The organism is Gordonia sp. SCSIO 19800, assembly GCF_018132775.1.
Classification (GTDB): Bacteria; Actinomycetota; Actinomycetes; order Mycobacteriales; family Mycobacteriaceae; genus Gordonia; species Gordonia hongkongensis.
Map to the genome: position 1 here is coordinate 134095 of NZ_JAGRQM010000004.1, position 25993 is coordinate 160087.

The window sequence follows — 25993 nt, forward strand, 5'->3', positions numbered from 1 at the left end:
ACAGATGATGTACGTCGTGATCGCCGTTTTCGTGGTGGTGATCGCGGCCGCGCTGGTGGTGCTCCTCGGAATGCTGATCGGGGCGTTCTCGGCGATGTTCACCGGCATGCGCGACGACCTCCGGCATCGAAGGTCAGCGGCGCGGTCGACGACGAAAGCGTCGTCGACCGCCGGTTCCGGTACGTCCTCGTCTGCTCCGCTGGCCGACCTCGCCGACACGATCCGACTTGCGCAGGCCAGACGCTGGGCGTCGTGCCAGGCCATCCGGCAGCAGTTGGGTGATGATGCCGGTGCGGCCGTCGACAGCGATGCCGAGGGTGCCGACTTCGTCGCCTCGGCCGCCGACATCTGGCATGGCCGGGCGACCGGAGACGTAGAAGGCGGCGGAACCGGGGTCTCGGCGCTGTCCCGTCGTCGTAGTCGCGACAGGGGCGAACTGGAGCGTTTCTCGTCTGATCCCGTCGGCCAGATCGCGTGGACGACCGCCGCGGTGGCGGACCGCATCAGTGGATTCCCCGCGTGGCAGCTCGACTTCTTCGACCGTCACGCCGTCCGCGTCGACCTCGAGGGGGAGGTCACCGCCATCTCGACTGTCGCTGTCGGGCTGCGCGACCAACTCGCACTTCTGGGTGCGGAGCCGACCGGTCACCTGGCCGCCGATCCACAGGTGGTGTCCACGTTCGTCGAGAAGTCGCTCCTGCTGTCCGGCCGGCTCGACGAGCTGGTGCGGCGCCTCGAGGCATTCGCGGGGTACGAGTCGATCGTCGCGCGCATTCAACACCGGCAGGAGAAGCAGGCGTGGCTCGACCGCGTGAGTGGAATCGACGACTTCGAGCATGCCGTCGCCACCGAATGGGACCGGGCCGAGGGTGATCGGGTGCGGCACCTGGCCGACGAGTCGGACGTGTTGGCATCGATCTATCTCGACGAGATCGCTCCCTTGGCGAAGTCGTTGACGCGGGACTGACTGAGTCCGAGTTCAGCTAGGCGCCCGCAAGATCTGGAACAGGACCTCACGGCGAACGACGAACCCCAGTTGCTCGTACAGCCGGATCGCGCCGACGTTGCGGGCGTCGGCGTGGAGGATCGGAACATCACCGCGACGTCGGATGCGGTGCGCGAGGTCGAGTACGAGCCGGGACGCGAGTCCGTGTCCGCGGTGGTCGGGATCGGTGCAGACGGCGCTGATCTCGGTGTAACCCGGAAGTCTCAGCCGTTCACCACCCATTGCGATGAGGCGGCCGTTGCGTCGGATTCCGACGTAGGCGCCCATCTCGATCGTGCGGGGGCGGAAGGGCCCTGGGCGAGTGCGTTCGACCAGGTCGGTCATCTCCGGCACATCTGCGGCGGTCAACGGCGCGGCCTCATCGTCAGGCCGGGCGTCGACGCCGGCGTCGATCATCTGCACACCGGGCAGGTCCATCGTCGTATCCCATCCCGCGGGCGGACGATTCGTGACCACCGGCAAGAACAGGGAACCACCCGGGCCGATGAGTTCGGCAGCGTCCGACCAGTCTCGAGCGTTCGGGGAGTCGGGGAGAGCCGCTATGGGGCAGACATCGGGGTGATACCGCAGAGCACCACCGCGGCGCTGAGCGAAGTGCGCATGTGGCCCGGTGAGGGCCGCGAGAGCCGGGTTGTCGAGTAGCGCGTGACCGGTCATCTCGTGTTCGGCTGGTCGTTCATCGGTGATGCGGTCGGTCACGGGGCGACCATACGACAGAAGGTCAACTACTCCCGAACAGCAGGGCGCCCAGCAGTGCCGCACCGATCACGGAACTGCCGATCACCGCGCTCCCGACTCCCAGCTCGGAGCTGCCGCTCTCATCGCTGCCTGCCCCGGCTGTTCCGGAGTCGTCTGCGATTCCCCCGTGCCGGGAACACGCACCCTGTCGGTTCTTCGCGTGGCTGTACGTTCCGTCCTTGCAACGAATCCCCGTGGGTGAGTTGTCCGGCCCTGGGACGCAGTTGCCGTCCGAATTCTCGTACCACCCGGATCCGCAGCTGTAGTCGACCTCGTGGATGGCTGGGTCCGCCCCTGCCGGTGCGTCCCCGATGGCCGCGCCGGTCAGCAATGAACCAATCGTCAGCGCCAGCACGGTGGCGAGTCCAGCAAGAAGTCGACGCTCGGTCATCGTTGGCATTCGGTGATCCTTGATGACTTCAACGACTGTTTGGCAATCTCCGACGCTTCTGGCACAGATCTTCGGTTGTTGGCGGGGCGTGTGCTTTGCTTACGACTGCTGTGTCGTCGGTCGGCGTCAGTTCAACACGATCTCCACCGGCACCGCGTTCGCGAGGGTGTGCCCGACCGGTGAGCTGGCCTGGACCTTGGCGTGCAGCTCATCGAGCCTCTCGCGCGGGGCGTCGGAATCGATGGTGACTCTCGCGGTGATCGATCCGAATCCGGCATGTCCCTCCGCCAGTCCGAGGAAGACGTGCAGGTCGACGTCGCCCTTCAGATCGATTCGCAGGTCCTTCAGTTCGATGCCCGCCACTGTGGCGTTCGCGGCGTAACCGACGGCCAGGCAATTACCCAACGCACCGAGGAGCTGTTCGACCGGGTTGGGTGCCGTGTCGCCGCCGCCGAGTGCGGCGGGCTCGTCGGACGGGACCGGCGAGAAGTCGCGTATCCGTGCCGCCGACGCGAACGAACCGTTCCACTGGACATGCGCGGCCCATGTCGTCTGGGCCTTGCCGGCGTCGTCCTGAATCGCTTCGACCAGTTGGCCGACGGCGGCGATGTCCACGTCGTTGAGGCGGGTGGCGGTCTCGGTCATGGTGCTCCTTCGACGGTCCTGTTGCCGACGAAGGTAGCGAGGAGCATCGAGAACGACGACGTTCTGCATCATGGTGAGCGGAACACTTGGATGTTGCGGCGCGGAGGAGCACCCTGCGCGATCGCGTGGTCCGGTTGAACGGTCAGCGTCGTCGCCCTCGACCGCCCGAGCACCGAACGAACACCCCTCCGTTGGTGGCGCGGGTGAGCCGGACGAGCTAGATTGTTCAGCATGCTGAACAAATCCGGGGTTCCGACCGCGCTCCGATGCCGGCCGCAGTCTGAGGGGCGAGGGTGACACCCGCGGAACAGGTCACGGTCCCCCTGGCGCTGTTCGACTTCGTACCGGTCGCGTTCGGCGCGCTCGGTGCACTCCTGGTCGCGCGTCGAACCGACTGGCTACCTGCATATGTCGGCGCTGGTTTGATCTTTGCCGGAGGTTTCGCCAAAGCGTCGTGGAAGTTCCTGGCCGCCACGGACATCGCCGACATCCCGCGGCTCGCCGATTCGCTCTTCCCGCTGATGGGTTGCGGGTTTCCGCTCCTCGCCGCCGCTGCCTGGGGTCTTCGCAGACTCACGCCGGCCCTACTGCTCGCCGGTCTCTCGGTCGTCGGAGTGGCGGTCCCATCTATTGCCGGCTGGTTTCTGATCGCCGTGATCATCGGCGCGACAGCACTTTACGTGGCCCTCGCGCGCGACGCGTGGAGCGTTCGGGATGTGCGCACGGTGGCGTTGCTCGCGGTGTGCCTGGCGGGGACCTACACGCTCGGACCACTGGCCGGTCAGGAACAGACTCTCTCGCTGCAATGGATCGAGCAGTCGATCAACGCCGTCAGTCAAGCAGCCTTCGCTGTGGCCGCTTGGCGATTGATGCGCACCGAGCGGTCGGCCCTACAGACGCCGAACCCAGCCTCGTCATTGGCGTCCACCGATTCTGACGTACCCAGTCGATAAGAGCTGCCTACCAGGTGATCTCGATCTCGAGCTCGGATTCGTCTTCGCCCCGCTCGATCTCGATCTTCAGCTGCACCTTCGCCGGGATGTCGACACGGACGGTCTTGTTGTTCTCCACGAAAGACACCTCGTTGTGACGCGCGATGGCGTCCGCGAGCTCGTGGATCCTCTTCGCCGCCTCTTCACGGGTCAGTTCGGTCTTGGTCTTGTGCTCGAACAGTTCGTCGCTCATCAGTCCATCTGAGCCGACCGGACATATTCGGTCAAGCGGCACGCGTGCCGGATGACACCGAGCTCGGAGACGGACACCTTCTCGTCACCCATTTGTCACCAGCCATTGGAAGTGCTGCGCCACCCTGGCGCCCATGACCCGACCTCATCGAGCAGACCGTCCCACGTCCCGACGCACGATTCTGCGAACTGCCGCTACGGGCGCGCTCCTCGTCCCGGTCGGGTCCGCGCTGGCGGCCTGCGGGTCGTCGAATCCTGGTTCGGCGACGCCGAGTCTGGTCAGGAACCGGCCGGTCCTCACCCACGGGGTGGCCACCGGCGAGGTGACCAGCGGAGGGGCGCTGGTGTGGGCGCGGTCGGACCGGCCGGCGACCATGATCGTCGAGACCGCATCGAGCGAGTCCTTCGGTGCTGCACGGAAATTTCGCGGACCGCAGGTGACACCCGCCGGCGACGGGACCGGCCGACTGCGGGTGGCCGGCCTGGAGCCCGGCCAGACCGTGCACTATCGCGTCACCTTCGAAGGTGAGGACGGCGCGCTCTCCGAACCGGCGACCGGAATCTTCACGACAGCTCCGGTACGAGACGGCGACATCAGGTTTCAGTGGTCCGGCGACGTGGTCGGGCAGGGGTGGGGCATCAACCCAGGTATGGGCGGGATGACCATCTTCGCCACCATGGCCGACCGTGATCCGCAGTTCTTCATCCACTCCGGTGACGCCATCTACGCCGACAACCCGGTCGAGGCGACTCAGGAACAGAACGACGGCAAGACCTATCGGAACATCACCAGTCCGGCGAAGGCGCAGGTGGCGCAGACCGTCGATCAGTTTCGTGGAAACTACGCGTACAACCTGACCGACGACCACTTCCGACGCTTCGTCGGATCAGTCCCGCAACTGGTGCAGTGGGACGACCACGAGGTCGTCAACAACTGGTTCCCCGGGGAGAGTCTCGAGGGGCAGGGCCGCGAGGGATACACCGAGATGAGCGTCGACGTGTTGGCGCGCAACGGACGTCAGGCCTGGCAGGAATGGCAACCCGTCGAGATCGGTGCCTCGGATCGTCTGTACCGCAGGGTGTCATACGGTCCGCTGCTCGACGTCTTCATCCTCGACATGCGCAGCCACAAGGACCCGAACCCCGATGCGTGGTCGGGGGACAACGTCGACGGCTTGCTCGGTCCGGAACAGACCCAGTGGCTCATCGACGGACTGCGGGGTTCGACGGCGACCTGGAAGATCGTCGCCAATGACCTGCCGCTGAGCATCGTCGTGGCGGACAAGAACACGACACCGCCGGACGGTCCGAAGGCGATGGAAGCGGTGGCCCAGGGTGATGCCGGCGATCCGCTTGGTCGTGAGATCGCGTTCTCCCGCATACTGTCTCAGACGAAGAACGTCCGGAACGTGGTGTTCCTGACCGCCGATGTCCACTACACCGCCGCGATCTCCTACGAGCCCGACCGCGCCGGCTTCAAGGATTTTGCGCCGTTCTGGGAGTTCGTCGCCGGACCGTTGCACGCCGGTGCGTTCCCGGAGAGCCCGTTGGACAGCACATTCGGTGCCGAATACGAATTCGTTCACGCGCCCACCGAGTCGAATGTGTCACCGGCGGAGGGGTTTCAACACTTCGGCGAGGTGACGATCGACGGTCGGACCAAGGTGCTGAGCGTGGATTTGGTCGACGCGTCGGGCAAGACCCTGTACCGAAAGGACCTCGAGCCGGCGTCGTGACGACCCGTTGACAGAGTGCGGGATTCGTCCCGGAATCCGGTGCCGTTCCCGCACTCTGCGGAAGCTGCTCACTCGCTCAGCGGCCGCAGGAACTCTCCGGTCACCTCGACAGCGGGTGCGGACGACCCGCCTCCGACGACGAGCGTCGCGAACGCGAGGTCCCCGACGATGCCGGCGAACCAGCCATGCGGGTTCTCGTTGTCGCCGTACTCCGCAGTGCCGGTCTTGCCCCCGAGGCCGGGAATGTCGCGGAGGGCGGTGGCCGTCCCGCGGGTGACGATGTCGCGCATCATGCTTCGGAGTGCACGAGTGACGTCGCCCGGGATCTGTTGCGGTTCGACGTCTCCCGTCGTGTCCCTTCCGCGAACCAGGCCGGGGGTCACGGTCTCACCGCGCGCGAGGCTCGCCTCGGCCAGGGCGAGACCGAAGGGGCTGACGGTCACCGTACCCTGACCGATGCCGTTTTCGACCCGCAACGCAGGTGAACCGGCGCGGGGCACCGACCCGGTGACGGTCGTCAGGCCCGGAACGGTGTAGTCCGCGCCGATGCCGAACCGTCGTGCCATTGCGGTGAGCGCGTCGTCGGGCAGCCTGTTCGCGAGGGCGCCCATCGTCGTGTTGCACGAGCGCGCGAAAGCTGTTGGAAGTGCCACGGTCCCGAGGTCGAAGTCGTCTTCGTTCGGGATCGTCCGACCTTCGATCGTGGTGCGGCCAGGACAGCGGACCTGTGACGTCGGTTGCACGGCTCCGGCGTCCAGTGCGGCTGCGGTCGTGATGGTCTTGAACGTCGAACCCGGAGGGTAGAGCCCGGTCAGCGAGACCGATCCCGACCTGTCGGCGGCGTCGTTCTGCGCGACGGCGACGATGCCTCCGGTCGACGGTTCGATGGCCACGACCATGGCAGGGCGTCGTTCGCCGTCGACGGCGAGTTGTGCTCGGGTCTGGACATCGCGGTCGAGGGTCGTGCGCACCGGTGGCGTGACACCGGGTTGCGCCGAGTCGACGAGATGCGTGGGTGTGCCGTCGGCGCCGACGATCTGGACGGACCACCCCGCCGTGGCGTCGATGTGCTCGCGCCAGATCTCCTCGAGTCCCGACATCGCCGGCGAATGCAGTGCTCTGGTGGCGCTGAGCAGCGCGCCTTGCTCGCTGAGCGCGACACCCGGAATCGACTCCACCGAGCGCTGGGCGCGCCGGAGATCGGACTCGCGGAGCCGGATCACCGTGTGCTGCGGCGCATTGTTGCCCGCGAAGGCCGCGCGGATACCGGCGGCGGTCATACCGGGTTCGACGGGTCGGAGGGCGCGGGCGAGCATCTCCGCCGAATCGAGCTGCGCGCGTTGCAGAGTGACCAGGGTGACGGCCTGCCAGGTCATGAGCGGTCGATCGTTGGTGTCGAGGACCGGCGTTCGATAGGCGCGATCATCGCTGTACGAGAACGATTCTCCGGCACGGAGTTGCCTGTGCAGGACGGAGGGCTGCCACCGGATCTTCCAGTGGGAATCCGCCTCGGCGAGGACGACAGAGGTCTGATACCCGACGCTCCGATCGCGGATCTGCCAGCGATGGTCGAGTGTGCCACTGACCTCCTTGCCGTCGACCAGGTCGGCCGCGACCGAGAGCTTGGGCGTGCGGCCCATGCCGTCGAACATGGCGGTGATCGCCGCGCCTGCCGCGGCCGGATCATCGGTGAGGGCCGCGGCCCTGGTGGCATCGCCCTCCTGCAGCGCGGCCGCGAACGACCGTAGCGCGTCCTCAGGTGAGTCTGAGGGCAGGAAGCAACCCGACACCGTGCCCACGATCACCGCACATGCACTCACCAGTGCCCACCATCGACGCATGACCCGAGCCAACCCATCGGGACGAAGCGATGCCAAGTTTCGGCACGCGATCGGCCGATAGTGGTTCGCTATCGTCGCTGTTCCTGGGCGAGTTTCCGCTCAGTCGTCCGGTCTTCGGAGTTCGGTGACGATCACGCGGGCCACCTCTCCGATGGCGCGGTCGACCTCGGGTAGCGCCATCTCGGATCTCGCGCTCATCGTGAACACCGCGACCGCGATCGGCACTTCGCCGGGGAACTCGATGACGCCGATCTCGTTGCGAACGGCGACGAGCGTGCCCGTCTTACCCGCGACGCTCACCCGGCGAAACGGAAACCCCGAAGCGAGGCGCGAGGTGAAGACCTGTTTCCTCATCGCCTGGCGAATGAACTCACACGACGTCGCGGACGCTGCGCGATCGGTCCAGATCGCGTCGAGCAGCGTCGTGCAGTCGCGCGGTGTCGCGGCACTGGAGTAGGCGGCGTCGTAGGCGCTGACCGAGGCGTCGAAGTCGGGATCGGCGAGGGCGGCGAATGCCTCGGCGACGGTGCTCGTGCCGGTCTCCCGCTGCAGACGTGCGTGCGATTCGGCGACACCACCGACGATGCGGGTGTGTGTGAGGCCGAGGTCGACCAGGTCGTCGTGGATCTGCGGCAGTCCGATGTGGGCGAGTATGACGTCGGCGGCGACATTGTCCGAGATGGTCATCATCGACGTGGCCAGGTCACGCCAGGACACGGCCACCGGGTCCGAGAACAGTGCGAGCCCGCTCGGGCCCTGCGCCCACCGGGTGGGATCGACGGTGATCGACGCCGTGAGATCGATGTCGCCGCGATCTGCCATGCGGCACAGGGAGACCAACACCGCGAGTTTGTAGACCGACGCGAGGACGACCGGGGTGTCGGCGTCGTGGCAGTACTCGACCGGCGTCGGACCGATGGTCCGAACATGCACGCACCCCGAACAGCCGGCGTCGGCGAAGGTCTCGTGGACAGCGCGGTCGAGCTGGGTGCGGACCGACTCGGGGAGGGGCGCCGACGAGCTCACGTCGCCTTGCCGATCCGGTAGAGGGCGGCGGTGACGACCTCCGCCACCTCGCTGAGGCCGGGTTCGCGGTAGACGACGCGAAGGCGCAGCGCGGTGGCGTCCGGTCCGACGGACAGGCAGCGAACGGCATCGACCGCGGCGAGGGCATCGCGATCGACGGTCAGCGCGAAGGCGTGCCCGGCGGCGACCGCGGCCAGCAGTTGGTCGGCGGAGGTCACCGAATTCAGCTGCGGGTCGAGGCCGGACTCTCGGAGCCGGTCGATCAGCTGGTCGTGCGCAGGCGGGTTGAACGACCGTGGCGTGTGGCAGAAGCGCAGCCCGGCCAGGTGACGCAGGCGCGGCCGGTCGGCGGACGACACCGGGTGCATCTCGGGCACCACGACCGAACGTTTGAGGACGACAATCGGGCCGGTGGTCAAAGAGCCGGTGACACAGGGCGCTTCGACAACCGCAAGGTCGAGTGACCCGGCCGACACCTGTTCGACGAGATCGACCGTCGAGGAGCTGACCGTGTCCTGTCCGGACGCGACCCCGGCGATGCGGCGTGCCAGCGTGGCCGTGATCGTCGGGCCGACCAGTGATGGGGTACCCCAACGCAATACCTCGGTGCGCTCGTGGAGCCGCCGGGCCTCGCCGACGAATCTCGAGGCGTCGTCGACGAGTAGACGTGCGCGCGGAAGCAGTTCGCGTCCGGCATCGGTGAGTTCGGCGCCGCGAGTGGTGCGTCGGATGAGCTGGAGTCCCAGCTGCTTCTCCAGGCGACGCAGACCCTGAGAAACCGGCGGCTGCGTCATCTCCAGGCGCGTAGCGGCCTCGCCGAAGTGGCCCTCCTCGGCCACGGCGACGAAGAACCGCAAGTGCCTGATCAGATCCACGGGTTCCAGGATGGCATGGTTGCACGCGGGAAGGGTTCAGCTGAGAAGTGGGCGAGTGTCACTCGTGGAACTCGCCTTTGGGTAACCGAGGACGCGCAGTTGGCGGCCATTGTGTCGGAGTCGCGATCGTCCAAGTGGCCGGAGGAGTTGAGAAGTCCATCCATCTGCCGTGACCGAGGTACAGCGAGAACGCCTCCTCATCAGGGAAATCGCCCATACGCAGGTAGAGAGTATGTCGCTCGGCGTCACCCATGTACCAGCTGGCATCATCCGGATCGGCGACGAAGTGGATGACGGTGTTCATGGCCGACTCCAGATCGGACACAACGGAGTTCCGGGTCACCATGTTGCACTCAATCCTCGAGGTGGGCTGACACCACGATGTCCTGCAAACCTGCCTGCACCGTCGGGTTGGTGGACGCGGTGGTTGCAGAAGTCTGCAGCAGATACACGACGTTCGCTCGTTGGTACAGCACGTCCTTGTTCGCGAGATACCGCGACCGTCCGTCCGGGCCGACCCAGTGCCCGGCTTGGATGGTTCCGCCTTCGGTGCGGTTGCTGACCGGGAATCGGTCCGCGCGGTCCTCGATCCATCCGGGGAGGCCACGAGACTCCACGAACGCGTGGTCGAGCAGGTCATTCACGTCGACCGAAGAATCGACGATGAATCTCGTAAGGGCGATAGAAATCGTGTCATGACCGCCACGGTTCGCGTGAGCGGTGGCGACGTAGCGGTCGAGGAGACCGCACCGTGCCGCTGTTGGGTCACGTTGATATGCCGCGTGATCAACGTCCACCCGAACGATTCCGGCAACCGATCGGTGATCGGTCACTTTTGCCTGAGACACCGCCATTAGGCGTAGACGCTCACCGAGGGGGTCGAGATCAGACATTGGCGGCGCTCCTATTTTGATGGATCGCTCACAATATCCGTTGCCGCTCGGTCTTTTGCTGAGCGTTGACGGAGACGGGACATCGGCTAGAGAAGACCCGCAGGTCGGACGATGCGTTTGGACGACGTAGCGCGACCATAGTGCCTGACGCGGGGGGCAGTCTGCGTCGCATACCGGACCCAAATGCCCCAACTCGATATGTGACCGTGCACGATCCTGCACAACTCCGCAGTGGTCGACGTTTCGCTGACAGATCCGTTCCTGATCATCTGTCAGCGCAAGAACACCGCTGCCGCGTCGGCGAGGTCGAGCAGCGGTTGCGGGAAGACACCGAGCGCGACCGTCACCAGAGTGCACAGGGCGATGCCAGACGTCGTCAGCACACTCGGTTTCACCACGTGCGGGGCGCCGGAGGTGGGGACGTCGTCGAAGAACATGGCGACGATGATGCGGACGTAGACGTAGGCGGCGATGGCGCTGCTGATGACGCCGATGACCACCAGGACGCCGCCGCCGGAACCGGCCGCTGCGGCGAAGACGTCGAACTTGGCGATGAAGCCACTGGTCAGCGGGATGCCTGCGAACGAGAGCAGGTACACCGAGAACATGGCGCCCACCAGCGGGTAACGGCGCCCCAACCCCGACCACTGGGTGAGGTCGGTGGCCTCGCGGCCGGACAGGTGTGGGTTTCGCGGCAGCGGTGCGGTGCCGTGGATGGCGACTGTGCGGGCGGAGGGACCGGAGTCGGTGTCGGGCTCGCGGATGACGGCGACGGTGGCGAAGGCGCCGAGAGTGGTGAACGCGTAGGCGGCGAGGTAGAACAGCGTGGCGCCGAGTCCCGCTTCGTCAAAGGCGATCAGGCCGAGCAGGATGAACCCGGCGTGCGCGATGGACGAGTACGCGAGCATCCGCTTGACGTCGTTCTGGGTGACCGCCATGACCGAGGCGATGACCATCGACGCGATGGCCACCGCCCACAACGCGGGTTCCCATTGCTCACGCAGGCCCGGGAAGCCGACGTAGAAGACCCGGAGCAGCGCGCCGAAAGCGGCGACCTTGGTGGCGGCGGCCATGAATGCGGTGACCGGCGTCGGAGCGCCCTGGTAGACATCCGGAATCCACGAATGGAACGGCACCGCACCCACTTTGAAGAGCAGGCCGACGGCGAGCAGCGCCAGCCCGATGAGTGCGAGCGTGGTGTCACCGCCGCTGTCGGCGGTCGCCGAGATCGACGCACCGATCGTCGAGAGGTTCAGCGAACCCGTGGCGCCGTAGACGAAGGCCGCTCCGAACAGGAAGAACGCAGACGAGAATGCGCCCAGCAGGAAGTATTTCAGCGAGGCCTCCTGCGAGATGAGGCGCCGGCGCCGGGCCAGTCCGCACAGCAGATACAGCGGGAGCGAGAACACCTCCAGCGCGATGAACATCGTGAGCAGGTCCCCACACGCCGGGAACAGCATCATCCCGCCCACCGCGAGCAAGGCCAGGGGAAAGACCTCGGTCGTCACCGCTCCGGCGCGGGTGGCCTCGAACTCGGCATCGGTGTTGGGTACCGAGGCACCCGAGGGGGTGAACATGTCGGCGTCCACCCCGCCACCGCCCGGGCCGCCACGCGTGATCGCGTCGTCTCCGCCGCCGACCCCGGCGAGCCTTCGCATAGTCACCGGTGCGACCACTCGCTCGAGTCGGCGCTCGGCCATGAACCCGACGGCGATGACCGCGATGATCAGCAGCAGCCCTTGTAGATACAGCGCCGGTCGATCGATCACGACCGCACCCGACATCGCGAACTCGCCGTTCGCGCCATCGTGTGTCTGCGCGACCGCCACCGCGATCAGGGCACCCAATCCGACGACCAACCCGCCGAGTGCGAGCGAGAGTTGCAGGGCATACCGCAGTCTGCGCGGCGCGAAGGCCTCGACCAGGACCCCGACGACCCCGGCGCCGAAGACGATGAGCATCGGTGCGAGAGATGCGTATTCGACGCTGGGGGTGTCGATGGCGGCCAGCGTCATCGGACCGTCGACGAGGGTGGTCGATGTCATCAGTTGCCCTCCGGATCAGACTCGGCGACGGCCGGTTCCGGCGCCTCGACGCCGACAGTGGTGAGCGTTGCCTGTACCGCCGGATCGATCAGGTCGATCATCGGCTTCGGATACACCCCCAGCGCGATGAGCAGGGCGAGCAGCGGAGCGACGACCACGAGTTCGCGACCCGCCAGGTCCCGCATCGACGACAAGCGGTCGCCGGCCGGTTTCGTCGGTCCGCCCATCATGCGCTGATAAGTCCACAGAATGTAGATCGCCGACAGGACGAGCGCCGAGGAGGCGATCACCGCCGCCACCGGGTAGCGGGTGAAGGTGCCGATGAGAACCAGGAACTCGCTGATGAACGGGGCCAGCCCCGGGAGCGAGAGGGTGGCGAGCCCGGCGACGAGAAAGGTGCCGGCGAGGACGGGCGCGACCTTCTGCACGCCGCCGTAGTCGGCGATCAGGGTGCTCCCACGACGTGATACGAGGAAGCCGGCGATGAGGAACAGTGCGGCGGTGGAGATCCCGTGGTTGACCATGTAGAGCGTCGACCCGGTCTGGCCCTGGTCGGTCATCGCGAAGATGCCGAGGATGATGAAGCCGAAGTGCGAGATGGACGTGTAGGCGATGAGCCGCATCACGTCGGTCTGTCCGATGGCCAGAACCGCGCCGTAGACGATGCTGACGACCGCGAGTCCGCAGACGAGGGGCGCGAAGTACTGGGACGCGTCCGGGAACAGTTGCATGCAGAATCGCAGCATCGCGAAGGTCCCGACCTTGTCGATCACGGCCATCATCAGCACCGCCGAGGCGGGCGTGGCGGCGACGGCGGCGTCGGGCAACCACGAATGCAACGGCCACAGCGGTGCTTTCACCGCGAAGGCGAACAGGAAGCCGAGGAAAAGGAGTTTGGCCAACCCGGTCGAGTCATCGATCTGTCCGCTCGCGACAGCTGCGGCGATGTCCGGCAGCGCGAACGTCCCGCCACCGTCTGGGCCCACCCCGTCCTGGGCGGTCACCACGTACAGTCCGATGACCGCGGCCAACAGAAGGAGTCCGCCGAAGAGGTTGTACAACAGGAACTTCACCGCGGCCGCCGATCGGTTGGGTCCGGTGCCGAACCCGCCGATCAGGAAGTACATCGGGATGAGCATCGCCTCGAAGAAGATGTAGAACAGCAGCACGTCGAGCGCGACGAAGCTCATCAGCACCATCGCCTCGGTGGCGAGGAACAGCGCCAGGTAGATGTGCGGGCCCTTCTGCGCGCGGCCACCCGAATTGTCCAGCGAGCCCGCCGACTCGGCATCGCGCCAGCCGGCCACGAGCAGCAGGGGCAGGAGCGCCGCGGTCAGCAGCACCAGGACGAGTCCGATGCCGTCGAGCCCCAGCGCATACCGCGTACCCAGCGCCGGTATCCAGCTGACGTTTTCGACGAACTGGTAGCGCTCCCCACCGGGATCGAAACCGGCCGCGAGACCGACCGAGAGGACGAGGACAGCCACGGACACCACGAGCGCGAACCATCTCGCCGCGGTCGCCCGGTGCGCCGGGACCGCGAGGACAAGGGCCGCGCCGACGGCGGGCGCAACCCAGAGGATGGTCAACCAGGGGATGCTCACAGGACGTTCACCGCCATCACCAGGGCCACGATCACGGTGGTACCCGCGAACATCGACAGGGCATACGACCGGACATAACCGTTCTGCCACCCGCGTATTCGACGCGACGCGCCGGTCACCGCATCACCGACACCACTGGTGAGCGCGTCGACGCCGTCGGACTCGACCGCGACGAGGCCGGCGGTGACCCGCTGACCCGGCCGCATCAGCAGCTCCTCGTTGACGGCGTCGCCGTACAGATCGCGGCGAGCGGCGACGGTGATCACCGATACGTCCTCGGGCGCGGTCACCGGCACCGGTCGAGTCGCGTACTGACGGTAGGCGACAGCCACGCCGACGGCGACCACGAGCAGGATGATCGACGTCATGGCCCACACCGGGAGGAGATGGTGCTCGGTGTGTCCTCCGACAACGGGTTCGAGCCACGTCTCCAGCGACCCGCCGATGGCCAGCAGGCCGCCCGATGCAACGGAGCCGAGCGCGATCAGGATCATCGGGCCGGTCATGACACGCGGCGACTCGTGCGGGTGAGGTGCCGGCGCGTCTGTGCCGTCGTGCCAACGCTTCTCGCCGAAGAAGGTGAGCAACATGACCCGGGTCATGTAGAACGCCGTGATCCCGGCGCCGAGAAGTGCTGCGCCACCGAGGATCAGACCTTTCGCTCCACCGGCGCCGAACGCGGCCTCGATGATGTGGTCCTTCGAGTAGAAGCCCGCGAACGGCGGCACACCGATGATCGCGAGATACCCGACACCGAAGGTGACGAACGTGATCGGCATGAGGGCGCGCAGTCCGCCGTAGCGGCGCATGTCGGTCTCGTCGTTCATCCCGTGCATCACCGATCCCGCACCGAGGAACAGCCCCGCCTTGAAGAAGCCGTGGGTGAGCAGGTGCATGATGGCGAACGCGTAACCCGCCGGACCGAGCCCGGCGGCCAGGACCATGTACCCGATCTGGCTCATCGTCGACGCGGCGAGCGCCTTCTTGATGTCGTCCTTCGCGCAACCGATGACGGCGCCGAACAGCAGGGTGACCGTGCCGACGACCACGACCCCGACCTGGGCGGCGGGGGCGAGGTCGAAGATCGGGCCCGAGCGCACGATGAGGTAGACGCCGGCGGTCACCATGGTCGCGGCGTGGATCAGCGCCGACACCGGCGTCGGGCCCTCCATCGCGTCGCCCAGCCACGACTGCAGCGGCACCTGCGCCGACTTGCCGCATGCGGCGAGAAGAAGCACGAAACCCAGTGCGGTGAGTGTCGTCTCGCCCGCCTGGGAGGCGCCGTCGAACACCGCGGTGAAGGCCACCGAGCCAAAGGTGGCGAACATGATCATCAGGGCGACAGCGAGTCCGATGTCGCCGACCCGGTTGACGACGAATGCCTTCTTGGCCGCGGTGGCCGCCGACGGCTTGTGCTGCCAGAAACCGATCAGCAGGTACGACGCGAGTCCGACGCCTTCCCAGCCGAGGTAGAGACCCAGGTAGTTGTCGGCCAGGACCAGGACGAGCATGGCCGCGAGAAACAGGTTGAGGTAGGCGAAGAATCGGCGACGATCCGGATCGTGCTGCATGTAGCCGATCGAATAGACGTGGATGAGCGAGCCGACGCCGGTGATCAGCAGGACGAAGCACATCGACAGCTGGTCGAGGAGAAACCCGAAGTCGACCTGGAGCTCGCCCACCGGTACCCAACTGAACAGGACGTCCGACACGTCGCGGTCGTCGGCAGATCGGGACACCATGCCGGTGAACATGATCAGCGCCACCGCGAACGACGCGATCGCGAGGCCCGTCCCGAGCAAATGCCCCCACCGGCCCGTGGCGCGACCACCGAGAAGGAGGATCGCCGCACCCAGGAGCGGCAGAGCCGGTATCAGCCAGAGCAATGACGCAGTGAGTTCGGCGTTCACCAATCCTCCTCTACCTCTTCAGCAGATCCGCGTCGTCGACCGACGCCGAGCGGCGTGATCGGAAGATGGTCATGATGATCGCCAGCCCGACCACCACTTCCGCCGCGGCGACGACCATCGTGAAGAAGGCGATGACCTGGCCGTCGAACGACTGGTTCATCCGGGCGAAGGTGACGAAGGCGAGGTTGGCCGCATTGAGCATGAGCTCGACGGACATGAACACGACGATCGCGTTGCGTCGCAGCAATACTCCGGCCGCGCCGATGGTGAACAGCAGCGCTGCGAGGTAGAGGTAGTTCTCCGGGTTCACCGGTCGGTCCCCGGGTCGTCGGCCGGGCGGGTGCGGAGCGTCCGCGCGGCCAGGATGGCGTTGACCGACAGGTCCGACGGCGACCCGTCGGGCAGACGGGCCGGCACGTCGACCGCGTTGTGTCGCGCGTAGACCCCGGGTGTCGGCAGCGGGGTCAGGTTGACCCCACTGCGGAACCGCGCCTGCGACAGTTCTTTCTGGGTGAGTCGTGGCCCGAAACGCTCCCGGTGCGCGAGCACCATGGCGCCGAGCGTGGCGGCGATGAGGAGGGCTCCGGTGAGCTCGAACGCCCACAGGTAGCGGACGAAGATCAGCTCGGCGATGGCCTCGACACCGGCGTCGCTCTGCGCGGCCACGACGCCGGGGTCGGTTGGACCGGTGACGACACCGACGGTGGCGCTGCCGATCCCGGCGATCAACAGGATTCCGAAGCCGACACCGATCAACACCGCGGACAGCCGCTGGCCGCGCAGGGTCTCCCGTAGTGAATCCGAGGAGTCGACGCCGATCAGCATGATGACGAACAGGAACAGCATCATCACCGCACCGGTGTACACGACCACCTGCACCACGCCCAGGAACAGCGCCCCCTGCGCGACGTAGAACACGGCGAGCACGATCATCGTGGTGGCCAGGAAGATCGCCGAGTAGACGGCCTTGGTGGCGAAGACGACACCCAGCGCACCGGCAACCGCGACGACCCCGAGAACCCAGAACTGGATCGCCTCACCGGTGGAGGTGCGCACCACCTCGTCGGCGAGCCACAGGGTGCCACCGGGAGTCATGACCGCGACTCGCGTTTGGTCGGGACCGTCGGATCGGGCAGGGTCACGCGGCCATCGGCGGTCACCTCGCCCCGGTAGTAGTTCTCCTCGGTGGAGCCCGGCGCCATCGCGTGCGGCGGCGCGTCGACGCCGGGCTGCAGCGGGGCCAGCAGACGGTCCTTCTCGTAGATGAGGTCGGCGCGATTGTCATCGGCGAGTTCGTAGTCGTTGGTCATCGTGAGCGCGCGCGTGGGGCACGCCTCGATGCAGAGCCCGCAACCGATGCACCGCAGATAGTTGATCTGGTAGACGCGCCCGTACCGTTCGCCGGGCGAGTAGCGCTCGTCGGGTGTGTTGTCGGCGCCCTCCACATAGATGGCGTCAGCCGGGCACGCCCACGCGCACAGCTCGCACCCGATGCACTTCTCGAGACCGTCGGGGTGCCGATTCAGTTGATGGCGACCGTGATAGCGCGCTGCGGTCGGCCGTTTCTGCTCGGGGTACTGCTCCGTGATCGTGGGTTGGAACATGCCGCCGAAGGTGACGCGCAATCCGCTCACCGGTTTCAGGAAGTCAGGCATCGGTGGTCTCCCTCACGGTGCTGGGCATCGGCGGCACGGGGAATCCGCTGGCCATCGGGTCGAACTCGTCGGGTGCGGCGGACGGGTCTGCGGAGTCCTGCGTCGGGTCCGGGATGTCGGGGACCCGCATCAACCGCCACACCGCGTAGGCGATGAGCCCGGTGACGACGAGTCCGGCGCCGGCGGAGACCAGCGCGCGGGTGAGGTCGGCGTCCTCGCCGGCGAAGGCGGCGCGGATGATCGCGACGACCATCACCCAGGTGAGAGAGATGGGGATCAGGACCTTCCAACCCAGATTCATGAACTGGTCGTACCGCAAGCGCGGCAGACTGGTTCGCAGCCAGATGAACACGAACAGGAACGCCCACACCTTGAGCGTGAACCAGAGAACGGGCCACCAACCGGAATTCGCCCAGTCGAACGTGCTCAGCGGCCACGGCGCCTGCCAACCGCCGAGGAACAGAGTGGTGGCGAGCGCGGAGACGGTGACCATGTTGATGTACTCGGCGAGCATGAACATGGCGAACTTCAACGACGAGTACTCGGTGTGAAACCCGCCGACCAGCTCACCCTCGGCCTCGGGCAGATCGAAAGGCGCCCGGTTGGTCTCGCCGACCATCGAGATGGCGTAGATGACGAACGAGGGCAACAGCAGCAACACGTACCAGTGGTGTTCCTGGGCGGCAACGATTCCCGACGTCGACATGGTCGCGGCGTCGAGGAACACCGCGGCGAAGGTGAGTCCCATCGCAATCTCGTACGAGATGACCTGTGCCGTCGAGCGGAGTCCGCCGAGCAGCGGATAGGTCGAGCCCGACGACCAGCCGGCCAGCACGATCCCGTAGACACCCACCGACGTGACCGCCAGGACATACAGCACCCCGACGGGGAGATCGGTGAGCTGCAACGGAGTCTGGTGACCGAAGACCGACACCATCGGCCCGAACGGGATGACCGCGAAGGCCATCACCGCCGGGACGACCGCGATGATCGGTGCCAGCAGATAGATCACCTTGTCGACGCCGGTGGGGATGATCCCCTCCTTGAGTGCGAGTTTCACGCCGTCGGCAAGGCTCTGCAAGATTCCCTTGGGGCCGACCCGATTCGGCCCGAGGCGGGTCTGCATGCGTGCCATGATCTTTCGCTCGAGCAGGATGGCGATGAGCGGATTGAGCACAAGGAACACGAACACGGCCAGCGCCTTGGCGACGACGAGCCAGATCGGGTCCTGGCCGAAGTCGTCGAGGGTCGGGAAGTCGGTGGCGAGGTTCACGCGGCACCCCCTGCGGCGTCGGTGGCGTCGACCGGGGCCGGCGCGAGGGCCACGAGGTCACCCTCCTGCGCGCGAAGCGTGGCGTGGACGTGCGAGCCGGGAGAGAACAGCGGGAGCCAGACGACCCGATCCGGCATGTCGGTGATCTCCACCGGCAGAACGATGGCGCCGTCGGCGGTGCTGACGCGCAGGAGGTCGCCCGACCCGACACCGGCTTCGGCGGCGGTCGACGGCGCGAGCCGGGCCACCGGCGGGCGGGCGGTGCCGGCGAGGTGCGGTTCCCCGTCTTGCATCCGGCCGTCGTCGAGCAGCGTGTGCCACCCCGCCAGCACCGCCTGGCCGGCAGCCGGGTCGGGCTGGGGCCTGTCAGCGGCGTCGATGGGGGCCCGCCGGCCGGACCATGCGCCGATGCGTCGCAGGTCGATGTGGATGGTCGGGACGTCGGCGCACCGCAGGTCGACACCCATCTGCCGGGCGATCGCGTCAAGGATGCGGTGGTCGGACAGGTGGCCCGAGTCCGTCAGGGCGGTGGTGAAGCTCCGCGGGCGGCCCTCCCAGTCGACGAACGTGCCCTCCTTCTCCGCGACGGCAGCCACCGGGAAGACCACGTTCGCGCAGCGTGTGGCGGCGCTGCGGCGTTGCTCGAGGCTGACGACGAACGGTGCGGCGGTCAGCGCCTCGGTCGCCGCGACGGGGTCGGGGAGGTCGTCGACGTCGACGCCGCCGATCACCAGCGAGAGCCCGTGATAGCGCGCGGCGTCGATGATCCCGGCGGTGTCGCGTCCGGGCCGCGGGGCGAGATCGGTGCCCCAGATCTCCGACACCGCCGTACGGGCGTCCTCGTCGTCGAGTGGCCGGCCGCCGGGTAGCAGGCCCGGCAAGGCGCCCGCTTCGAGCGCGCCTCGTTCGCCGGCGCGGCGCGGAATCCAGGCCAGCCGGGCGCCGGTGCGGTCGGCCAGTGCCGCGACTGCGGCCAACGCGCCGGGCCGGGTGGCCAGCCGTTCACCGACGAGGATGACCGAGCCGGCGGGCCGCAGGTGCGCGGTCACCTCCTCCGATTGCAGCACCTGTGCCTCGCTGCCGGGAACGGACCGGAAGACCGCGGCGTCGAGTTTGGTGGCGCCGCGGCTCGCGAACGGGGCGACCGTCGCGACGCGCTGCCCGGCGGTGCGTACTGCCCGCCGGAGACGGAGGAAGACGATCGGGGACTCTTCCTCGGGTTCGAAACCGGCGAGCAGCACCGCGGGTGCGGCGGACAGGTCGTCGTAGGTGGTCGCGAGTCCGTGACCGGCGATGCGCGCGGCGAGGAAGGCGGCCTCCTCGGTGCTGTGGCTTCGGGCGCGGAAGTCGATGTCGTTGGTGTGCAACACGGTTCGCGCGAAGCGGGAGTACGCGTAGGCGTCCTCCACGGTCAACCGGCCACCCGTGAGTACACCGACGTTGCCCGGTGAACGGGTCAATCCCTCGGCCGCCGCGCGCACGGCGTCGGCCCACGACACCTCACGGAGATCGCCGTGCCGGTCCCGGACGAGCGGGGCGGTGATCCGGTCGGGCGACGACGTGTAGGCGAACGCCCATCGCCCCTTGTCGCAGTTCCACTCCGAGTTGACCTCGGGATCGTCACCGGCCAGCCGGCGCAGCACCTTTCCACGGCGGTGATCGGTGCGCTGGGCGCATCCACTCGCACAGTGTTCGCACACGCTCGGCGTCGACACCAGGTCGAACGGCCGGGCGCGGAACCGGTACTGCGCCCCCGTCAGCGCACCGACGGGGCAGATCTGCACGGTGTTGCCGGAGAAGTAGGAGTCGAACGGTTCGTCGGCGTAGATGCTGACCTGTTGTAGCGCACCGCGATCCGCGAGCTCGATGAGCGGATCACCCGCGACCTGTGTGGAGAACCGGGTGCAGCGGGCACACAACACACATCGCTCCCGGTCGAGCAGGACCTCCGACGACAACGGGACCGGCTTGGTGAAGGTCCGCTTGACGCCGTCGAACCGCGACTCGGAACGGCCGGCCGACATCGCCTGGTTCTGCAGCGGGCACTCACCGCCCTTGTCGCATACCGGGCAGTCCAGCGGGTGGTTGATCAGGAGGAGTTCCATCACCCCGCGTTGCGCTCCCGCCGCGATCTCCGAGCTGAGCTGCGTCCGCACCACCATCCCCTCGGTGGCCACCGTCGTGCATGATGCGAGCGGTTTGCGCTGCCCCTCGACCTCGACGAGACACTGCCGGCAGGCACCGACCGGTTCGAGGAGCGGATGGTCGCAGAAGCGCGGGATCATGATGCCGATCTGTTCGGCCGCGCGGATCACCAACGTGCCCTTGGGTACCCGGACGGCGCGACCGTCGATGGTGATGCCGACCAGGTTGTCGGTCGCGGCCGCCGGGTCGCTCCCGTGGGTGAGTGTCATCGGACGCCTCCTGCCCAGACGGTCGAGCGTGAATGGTCGAACGGGCACCCGTGGTCGAGGTGGGCGAGGTACTCGTCGCGGAAGTACTTCAGCGACGACACGATCGGGCTGCCCGCTCCGTCCCCGAGCGCGCAGAACGACTTCCCGACGATGCTGTTGGTGACATCGGCGAGGGTGTCGAGGTCCGCGGCGGTTCCGCCCTCGTGCTCCAGCCGGTGCAGCAGTTGCACCAGCCAGTACGTGCCCTCGCGGCACGGGGTGCATTTGCCGCAGGACTCGTGTTCGTAGAACTCCGTCCACCGCAGGACCGCGCCGACGACACAGGTCGTCTCGTCGAAGATCTGCAGGGCCTTGGTGCCCAGCATCGAACCGGCCGCGCCGACGCCCTCGTAGTCGAGCGGGACGTCGAGGTGCTCCGGCGTCAGGAGTGGTGTCGACGACCCGCCCGGTGTCCAGAACTTCAGCTCGTGCCCGGCGCGCACCCCGCCCGCCCGGTCGAGTAGTTGCCGTAACGAAACCCCAAGTGGCGCTTCGTATTGTCCGGGACGCGTCACATGACCCGACAGCGAGTAGAGGGTGAACCCGGGTGACTTCTCGGTGCCCATGGACCGGAACCAGTCGACGCCGTTGCGGATGATCGCCGGGACGCTCGCGATCGACTCCACGTTGTTCACGACCGTCGGACTCGCGTACAGTCCGGCAACCGCCGGGAAGGGCGGGCGCAGACGCGGTTGTCCCCGCCGGCCCTCGAGCGAATCGAGCAGGGCGGTTTCCTCGCCGCAGATGTAGGCGCCCGCGCCGGCGTGGACGACCAGTTCGAGATCGAAGCCGGATCCCAGGATGTCCGTGCCGAGGTAGCCTGCGGCGTAGGCCTCGTCGACGGCGGTGCGCAGTCGACGGAGAACCGAGGCGACTTCGCCGCGCACGTAGATGAACGCGTGGTGCGCGCGGATGGCATACGCCGCGATGATCACGCCTTCGACGAGCGTGTGGGGCGACGCGAGCATCAGCGGCATGTCCTTGCACGTGCCCGGCTCGGATTCGTCGGCGTTGACCACGAGATAGTGCGGGACCGACGGGTCGGTCTGCGTGGAATCCTGCTGGGGAATGAACGACCACTTCATCCCGACCGGGAAGCCCGCGCCGCCTCGGCCACGGAGACCGGAGGCCTTGACCGTCTCGATGATGTCGTCGGGGGGAGTGGTCAGTGCGGTCGACAACGCTCGATAACCGTTGTGGCGCAGATAGTTGTCCAGGGTCCAGGATTGCGGTTCGTCCCAGTGGCGGGAGAGGACCGGGGTCTCGGGGGGTTCGGGTTCGGGGTCGGGTTGTGGTGGTTGCGAGGTGGCTTCGACTCGGCTCCTCGCTTCGCTCGGGGCCGGCTCAACCAGCGGAGGGGGTGGTTGCGAGGTGGCTTCGACTCGGCGCCTCGCTTCGCTCGGGGCCGGCTCAACCAGCGGAGAAGAGGCCGGCTCAACCAACGGAGAAGAGGCCGGCCCAACCAGCGGAGGACGGGCCCCGGCGAGGTCGCGTTCGGTCTCCCGGAACGATCGCACGGGGCCGGTAGCGCGAGCCGGGGTGACCTCGACACCGGCGCGGAGGTCCTCGATGAGCTCGATGGTCGACTCCGGGGTCTGATCGTCGAAGAACTCCCAGTTGACCATCACCACCGGAGCGAAGTCGCAGGCCGCATTGCATTCGACGTGTTCGACGGTGATGCGGTGGTCGGCCGTCGTGTCCCCGGGTTCCACGCCCAGGTGCTCGCAAACCGAACGGAGGATTTCGTCGCCACCCAGGGTCGCGCACAGGGTGTTCGTGCAGACCCCGACGAGGTACTCGCCGGTGGGTGTGCGCCGGTACATGGAGTAGAAGGTGGCGACCGAGGCCACCTGTGCGGGTGTCAGATCCAGTTGTGCGGCACAGAATTCGACACCGGCACGTGTGAGACGGCCGTCGTGGGATTGCACCAGGTGCAGCAGCGGTAGCAGCGCCGACCGTGACTGTGGATAGCGGGCGATGATCGGAAGTGCCTCTGCCGTCAGCTGTTCGATGACCTCGTCGGGATACCCGGCCGGGCCGTCGAAGGTGATCGGCGGGACCGGGGTGCCGTGTGCCGGCGCCGATCCTTCCGGCGGGGGTGCGGTGCTCAGGTCCACGAACACGGGATCGGTCATCGGTCCACGCCTCCCATCACGGGGTCGATGCTGGCCACCGCCGTGATGACGTCGGCCACCATCCCGCCTTCGCACATCGCCGCGACCGCCTGCAGATTCGTGAACGACGGGTCGCGGAAGTGGACGCGGTACGGCCGGGTGCCGCCGTCGCTGACCATGTGCACGCCGAGCTCGCCGCGCGGTGATTCGACGGCGACGTAGCACTGGCCGGCCGGGACGCGCATCCCCTCGGTGACGAGTTTGAAGTGGTGGATGAGGGCTTCCATGGAGGTGCCCATGATCCGGGCGATGTGCTCGGGCGAGTTGCCCAGTCCGTCCGGTCCGAGGGCGAGGTCGGCCGGCCAGGCGAGCTTGCGGTCGGCGACCATCACCGGCCCCGGCCGGAGCCGTTCCAGACACTGCTCCACGATGCGGATCGACTCGCGCATCTCGCGCACGCGGATCAGGTAGCGGCCGTAGGAGTCGCACGTGTCCTCGGTGATGACGTCGAACTCGTAGTTCTCGTAGCCGCAGTACGGCTCGGCGCGGCGCAGGTCGTGGGGGTAACCGGTGGACCGCAGCACCGGACCGGTGATCCCGAGTGCCATGCAACCGGTCAGGTCGAGATAACCGACGCCCTGGGTCCGCGCCTTCCAGATGTAGTTGTCGTTCAGCAGGTCTCCGAGTTCGTCCAGGCGGCCGGGGAGCTGTCGGATCACCTCGGCGACCCGGTCGATGCCATCCTCCGGCAGGTCCTGCGCGACACCTCCGGGACGGATGTAGGCGTGGTTCATCCGCAGGCCGGTGATGAGTTCGAAGAGGTCGAGAATCATCTCCCGCTCGCGGAAGCCGAGGAACATCGCCGTCACGGCACCGAGTTCCATTCCGCCGGTGGCCAGCGCGACGAGATGGCTGGAGATGCGGTTGAGCTCCATCAGCATCACCCGGATGACGGTGGCGCGTTCCGGGATGTCGTCGGTGATGCCGAGGAGCTTCTCCACGCCGAGGCAGTAGGCGGTCTCGTTGAAGAACGGTGACAAGTAGTCCATCCGGGTGACGAACGTGACGCCCTGCGTCCAGTTGCGGTACTCGAGGTTTTTCTCGATCCCGGTGTGTAGGTAACCGATTCCGCAGCGGGCCTCGGTGACGGTCTCGCCTTCGATCTCGAGGATCAGGCGCAGGACGCCGTGCGTCGACGGGTGTTGCGGACCCATGTTGACGACGATGCGTTCGTCTCCCGGTTGCTGCTCGGCACGGGTGCGGACGTCGGACACGATCGAGTCCCAGTCCTGTCCGGACACGGTGTAGGTGTGGGTGTGGGTGTCGGTCATCAGTTGTACGACCTCCTCCGGTCCGGCGGGTCGACGCGGGTTCCCTTGTATTCCACCGGGACTCCGCCGAGTGGGTAGTCCTTGCGCTGGGGGTGGCCCTCCCAGTCGTCGGGCATCTCGATCCGGGTCAGTGAGCGATGGCCGTCGAAGACGATGCCGAAGAAGTCGTAGGTCTCGCGTTCGTGCCAGTCGTTGGTGGGGTAGATGTCGCAGATGCTCGGGATGTGCGGGTCGGCGTCGGGCGCCGCGACCTCGAGGCGGACGCGACGCCCGTGGGTCAGGGAGGCGAGCGGATAGACGGCATGGAGTTCGCGGCCCGGGTCGCCGGGATAGTGGACCCCGCTCACGCCGAGGCAGAGTTCGAATCGCAACGCGGGCGCGTTGCGCAGAGTCAGTGCGACGGCGGGAAGGTGCTGTCGTACAACGTGGATGGTCATCTCGCCCCGGAAGATCACGACCTTCTCGATCGCGTCGTCGTAGCCGTCACCCATCTCGTCGAGCAAGCGGTCGGCGATCTCGTCGAAATACCCGCCGTAGGGTCGGGACGTACTGGGCGGCAGCGTGACCGGCCGGACCAGGCCGCCGTACCCCGACGTGTCGCCGGTTCCGGGCGGTCCGAACAGGCCGTGCCGGACGCCGATCTGCTCCGCGTCATGCGGAGGGGGTGCCGGGTTCTCGGGGTCCTGATGGCCTGCGGGCGTGGTCATCGGAGCAACCCCTTCAGCTCGATCGTCGGGGTGGCCTGGAGGGCGGCACGTTCGGCCGCCCAGATGGCCTCCTCGCGATTGACACCGAGCGGCATCTCCTGGATCTCCTCGTGCAGCTTCAGGATGGCGTGCAGCAACATTTCCGGGCGTGGCGGACAGCCCGGCAGGTAGATGTCGACAGGGACCACATGATCGACGCCCTGGACGATCGCGTAGTTGTTGAACATCCCGCCCGACGACGCGCAGACCCCCATGGCGAGAACCCATTTGGGTTCCGGCATCTGGTCGTAGATCTGACGGAGGACGGGGGCCATCTTCTGGCTGACGCGGCCGGCGACGATCATGAGATCGGCCTGTCGCGGCGAAGCCCGGAACGCCTCCATGCCGAACCGGGCGAGGTCGTACCGTCCCGAGGTGGTGGCCATCATCTCGATGGCGCAGCAGGCCAGCCCGAAAGTCGCCGGCCAGAGCGAGCCCTTGCGCATGAACCCGGCCAGATCCTCGACGGTACTCAGCAGGAATCCGCTGGGGAGTCGTTCCTCGAGTCCCATGGGTGACCTCCTTGC

Annotated in this window: 24 protein-coding genes; 3 read left to right on the plus strand and 21 right to left on the minus strand. The window is 67.1% G+C overall.

Going from position 1 to position 25993, the window contains the following annotated elements:
- The first annotated feature begins 7 nt into the window (after positions 1-7).
- Positions 8-967, plus strand: coding sequence for a hypothetical protein (locus KB201_RS06390; protein ID WP_374100782.1), 960 nt, complete (start codon positions 8-10; stop codon positions 965-967).
- A gap of 12 nt (positions 968-979) precedes the next feature.
- Here KB201_RS06390 and KB201_RS06395 read toward each other — a convergent pair whose 3' ends face one another.
- The 3 genes from KB201_RS06395 to KB201_RS06405 all read right to left on the minus strand — a co-directional run bounded on the left by KB201_RS06395 (position 980) and on the right by KB201_RS06405 (position 2780).
- The gene (locus KB201_RS06395; protein ID WP_058251003.1) at positions 980-1705 is read right to left on the minus strand and encodes a GNAT family N-acetyltransferase; all 726 of its coding nucleotides are present in this window, start codon (positions 1703-1705) and stop codon (positions 980-982) included.
- Positions 1706-1727: 22 nt separating this feature from the next.
- Positions 1728-2144, minus strand: coding sequence for a DUF3761 domain-containing protein (locus KB201_RS06400; RefSeq protein WP_091344293.1), 417 nt, complete (start codon positions 2142-2144; stop codon positions 1728-1730).
- 117 nt (positions 2145-2261) lie between these two features.
- A complete protein-coding gene (locus KB201_RS06405; protein ID WP_058251005.1) occupies positions 2262-2780 on the minus strand; it encodes an OsmC family protein in 519 nt (172 codons plus the stop codon).
- 293 nt (positions 2781-3073) lie between these two features.
- On the opposite strand from KB201_RS06405, the gene KB201_RS06410 reads away from it, so the two are divergent.
- Positions 3074-3733, plus strand: coding sequence for a hypothetical protein (locus tag KB201_RS06410; protein WP_058251006.1), 660 nt, complete (start codon positions 3074-3076; stop codon positions 3731-3733).
- A gap of 7 nt (positions 3734-3740) precedes the next feature.
- Here KB201_RS06410 and KB201_RS06415 read toward each other — a convergent pair whose 3' ends face one another.
- Complete coding sequence (locus KB201_RS06415) at positions 3741-3965, minus strand: amphi-Trp domain-containing protein (RefSeq protein WP_058251007.1); 225 nt, start codon at positions 3963-3965, stop codon at positions 3741-3743.
- Between the two features lie 133 nt (positions 3966-4098).
- Here KB201_RS06415 and KB201_RS06420 point away from each other — a divergent pair, with 133 nt between their 5' ends.
- Positions 4099-5700, plus strand: a complete 1602-nt coding sequence (locus tag KB201_RS06420) for an alkaline phosphatase (protein ID WP_068972617.1) — start codon at positions 4099-4101, stop codon at positions 5698-5700.
- Positions 5701-5768: 68 nt separating this feature from the next.
- Here the strand turns inward: KB201_RS06420 and KB201_RS06425 are convergent, their stop codons facing one another.
- The 17 genes from KB201_RS06425 to KB201_RS06505 all read right to left on the minus strand — a co-directional run bounded on the left by KB201_RS06425 (position 5769) and on the right by KB201_RS06505 (position 25978).
- Positions 5769-7541 carry a penicillin-binding transpeptidase domain-containing protein gene (locus tag KB201_RS06425; RefSeq protein WP_211538665.1) on the minus strand — a complete coding sequence of 591 codons (1773 nt, stop codon included), beginning with the start codon at positions 7539-7541 and terminating at the stop codon, positions 5769-5771.
- Positions 7542-7640: 99 nt separating this feature from the next.
- Positions 7641-8567 carry a serine hydrolase gene (locus KB201_RS06430; protein ID WP_211538666.1) on the minus strand — a complete coding sequence of 309 codons (927 nt, stop codon included), beginning with the start codon at positions 8565-8567 and terminating at the stop codon, positions 7641-7643.
- Positions 8564-9442 carry a LysR family transcriptional regulator gene (locus KB201_RS06435; RefSeq protein WP_211538667.1) on the minus strand — a complete coding sequence of 293 codons (879 nt, stop codon included), beginning with the start codon at positions 9440-9442 and terminating at the stop codon, positions 8564-8566. The genes KB201_RS06430 and KB201_RS06435 overlap by 4 nt, the downstream gene beginning before the upstream one ends.
- A gap of 58 nt (positions 9443-9500) precedes the next feature.
- The gene (locus KB201_RS06440) at positions 9501-9746 is read right to left on the minus strand and encodes a hypothetical protein (protein ID WP_226512245.1); all 246 of its coding nucleotides are present in this window, start codon (positions 9744-9746) and stop codon (positions 9501-9503) included.
- A gap of 49 nt (positions 9747-9795) precedes the next feature.
- Positions 9796-10086 (minus strand): hypothetical protein, encoded by a 291-nt coding sequence (locus tag KB201_RS25235; RefSeq protein WP_374193898.1) that lies wholly within the window; start codon positions 10084-10086, stop codon positions 9796-9798.
- Positions 10087-10607: 521 nt separating this feature from the next.
- Positions 10608-12380 (minus strand): NADH-quinone oxidoreductase subunit NuoN, encoded by a 1773-nt coding sequence (gene nuoN / locus KB201_RS06450; RefSeq protein WP_211538669.1) that lies wholly within the window; start codon positions 12378-12380, stop codon positions 10608-10610.
- A complete protein-coding gene (locus tag KB201_RS06455) occupies positions 12380-13984 on the minus strand; it encodes an NADH-quinone oxidoreductase subunit M (protein ID WP_211538670.1) in 1605 nt (534 codons plus the stop codon). Before KB201_RS06455 ends, nuoN begins: the two co-directional genes overlap by 1 nt.
- Entirely contained in the window at positions 13981-15894 is a 1914-nt protein-coding gene (nuoL, locus tag KB201_RS06460) for an NADH-quinone oxidoreductase subunit L (protein ID WP_211538671.1), read from the minus strand. The genes KB201_RS06455 and nuoL overlap by 4 nt, the downstream gene beginning before the upstream one ends.
- A 10-nt stretch (positions 15895-15904) precedes the next feature.
- On the minus strand, positions 15905-16204 hold the full coding sequence (gene nuoK, locus KB201_RS06465; protein ID WP_211538672.1) for an NADH-quinone oxidoreductase subunit NuoK: 300 nt from the start codon (positions 16202-16204) through the stop codon (positions 15905-15907).
- Positions 16201-16989 carry an NADH-quinone oxidoreductase subunit J gene (locus KB201_RS06470; protein ID WP_211538673.1) on the minus strand — a complete coding sequence of 263 codons (789 nt, stop codon included), beginning with the start codon at positions 16987-16989 and terminating at the stop codon, positions 16201-16203. The genes nuoK and KB201_RS06470 overlap by 4 nt, the downstream gene beginning before the upstream one ends.
- Entirely contained in the window at positions 16986-17549 is a 564-nt protein-coding gene (nuoI, locus tag KB201_RS06475; protein WP_068972608.1) for an NADH-quinone oxidoreductase subunit NuoI, read from the minus strand. The genes KB201_RS06470 and nuoI overlap by 4 nt, the downstream gene beginning before the upstream one ends.
- Positions 17542-18822, minus strand: a complete 1281-nt coding sequence (nuoH, locus tag KB201_RS06480) for an NADH-quinone oxidoreductase subunit NuoH (RefSeq protein ID WP_211538674.1) — start codon at positions 18820-18822, stop codon at positions 17542-17544. The genes nuoI and nuoH overlap by 8 nt, the downstream gene beginning before the upstream one ends.
- Entirely contained in the window at positions 18819-21236 is a 2418-nt protein-coding gene (locus KB201_RS06485; RefSeq protein WP_065631170.1) for an NADH-quinone oxidoreductase subunit G, read from the minus strand. The genes nuoH and KB201_RS06485 overlap by 4 nt, the downstream gene beginning before the upstream one ends.
- Entirely contained in the window at positions 21233-23410 is a 2178-nt protein-coding gene (gene nuoF, locus KB201_RS06490) for an NADH-quinone oxidoreductase subunit NuoF (protein ID WP_211538675.1), read from the minus strand. The genes KB201_RS06485 and nuoF overlap by 4 nt, the downstream gene beginning before the upstream one ends.
- Positions 23407-24720, minus strand: coding sequence for an NADH dehydrogenase (quinone) subunit D (gene nuoD / locus KB201_RS06495; RefSeq protein WP_065631169.1), 1314 nt, complete (start codon positions 24718-24720; stop codon positions 23407-23409). The genes nuoF and nuoD overlap by 4 nt, the downstream gene beginning before the upstream one ends.
- On the minus strand, positions 24720-25427 hold the full coding sequence (locus KB201_RS06500) for an NADH-quinone oxidoreductase subunit C (RefSeq protein ID WP_078111820.1): 708 nt from the start codon (positions 25425-25427) through the stop codon (positions 24720-24722). The genes nuoD and KB201_RS06500 overlap by 1 nt, the downstream gene beginning before the upstream one ends.
- Complete coding sequence (locus KB201_RS06505) at positions 25424-25978, minus strand: NADH-quinone oxidoreductase subunit B family protein (RefSeq protein ID WP_211538676.1); 555 nt, start codon at positions 25976-25978, stop codon at positions 25424-25426. Before KB201_RS06505 ends, KB201_RS06500 begins: the two co-directional genes overlap by 4 nt.
- Positions 25979-25993 lie beyond the last annotated feature (15 nt).

Coding starts and splice junctions, on each gene's coding strand:
- KB201_RS06390 (WP_374100782.1), top strand. CDS start 8: ATGTACGTCGTGATCGCCGTTTTCGTGGTGGTGATCGCGGCCGCGCTG.
- KB201_RS06400 (WP_091344293.1), bottom strand. CDS start 2,144: ATGCCAACGATGACCGAGCGTCGACTTCTTGCTGGACTCGCCACCGTG.
- KB201_RS06405 (WP_058251005.1), bottom strand. CDS start 2,780: ATGACCGAGACCGCCACCCGCCTCAACGACGTGGACATCGCCGCCGTC.
- KB201_RS06415 (WP_058251007.1), bottom strand. CDS start 3,965: ATGAGCGACGAACTGTTCGAGCACAAGACCAAGACCGAACTGACCCGT.
- KB201_RS06420 (WP_068972617.1), top strand. CDS start 4,099: ATGACCCGACCTCATCGAGCAGACCGTCCCACGTCCCGACGCACGATT.
- KB201_RS06425 (WP_211538665.1), bottom strand. CDS start 7,541: ATGCGTCGATGGTGGGCACTGGTGAGTGCATGTGCGGTGATCGTGGGC.
- KB201_RS06440 (WP_226512245.1), bottom strand. CDS start 9,746: ATGAACACCGTCATCCACTTCGTCGCCGATCCGGATGATGCCAGCTGG.
- nuoN (WP_211538669.1), bottom strand. CDS start 12,380: ATGACATCGACCACCCTCGTCGACGGTCCGATGACGCTGGCCGCCATC.
- KB201_RS06470 (WP_211538673.1), bottom strand. CDS start 16,989: ATGACTCCCGGTGGCACCCTGTGGCTCGCCGACGAGGTGGTGCGCACC.
- nuoI (WP_068972608.1), bottom strand. CDS start 17,549: ATGCCTGACTTCCTGAAACCGGTGAGCGGATTGCGCGTCACCTTCGGC.
- KB201_RS06485 (WP_065631170.1), bottom strand. CDS start 21,236: ATGACACTCACCCACGGGAGCGACCCGGCGGCCGCGACCGACAACCTG.
- nuoF (WP_211538675.1), bottom strand. CDS start 23,410: ATGACCGATCCCGTGTTCGTGGACCTGAGCACCGCACCCCCGCCGGAA.
- nuoD (WP_065631169.1), bottom strand. CDS start 24,720: ATGACCGACACCCACACCCACACCTACACCGTGTCCGGACAGGACTGG.
- KB201_RS06500 (WP_078111820.1), bottom strand. CDS start 25,427: ATGACCACGCCCGCAGGCCATCAGGACCCCGAGAACCCGGCACCCCCT.
- KB201_RS06505 (WP_211538676.1), bottom strand. CDS start 25,978: ATGGGACTCGAGGAACGACTCCCCAGCGGATTCCTGCTGAGTACCGTC.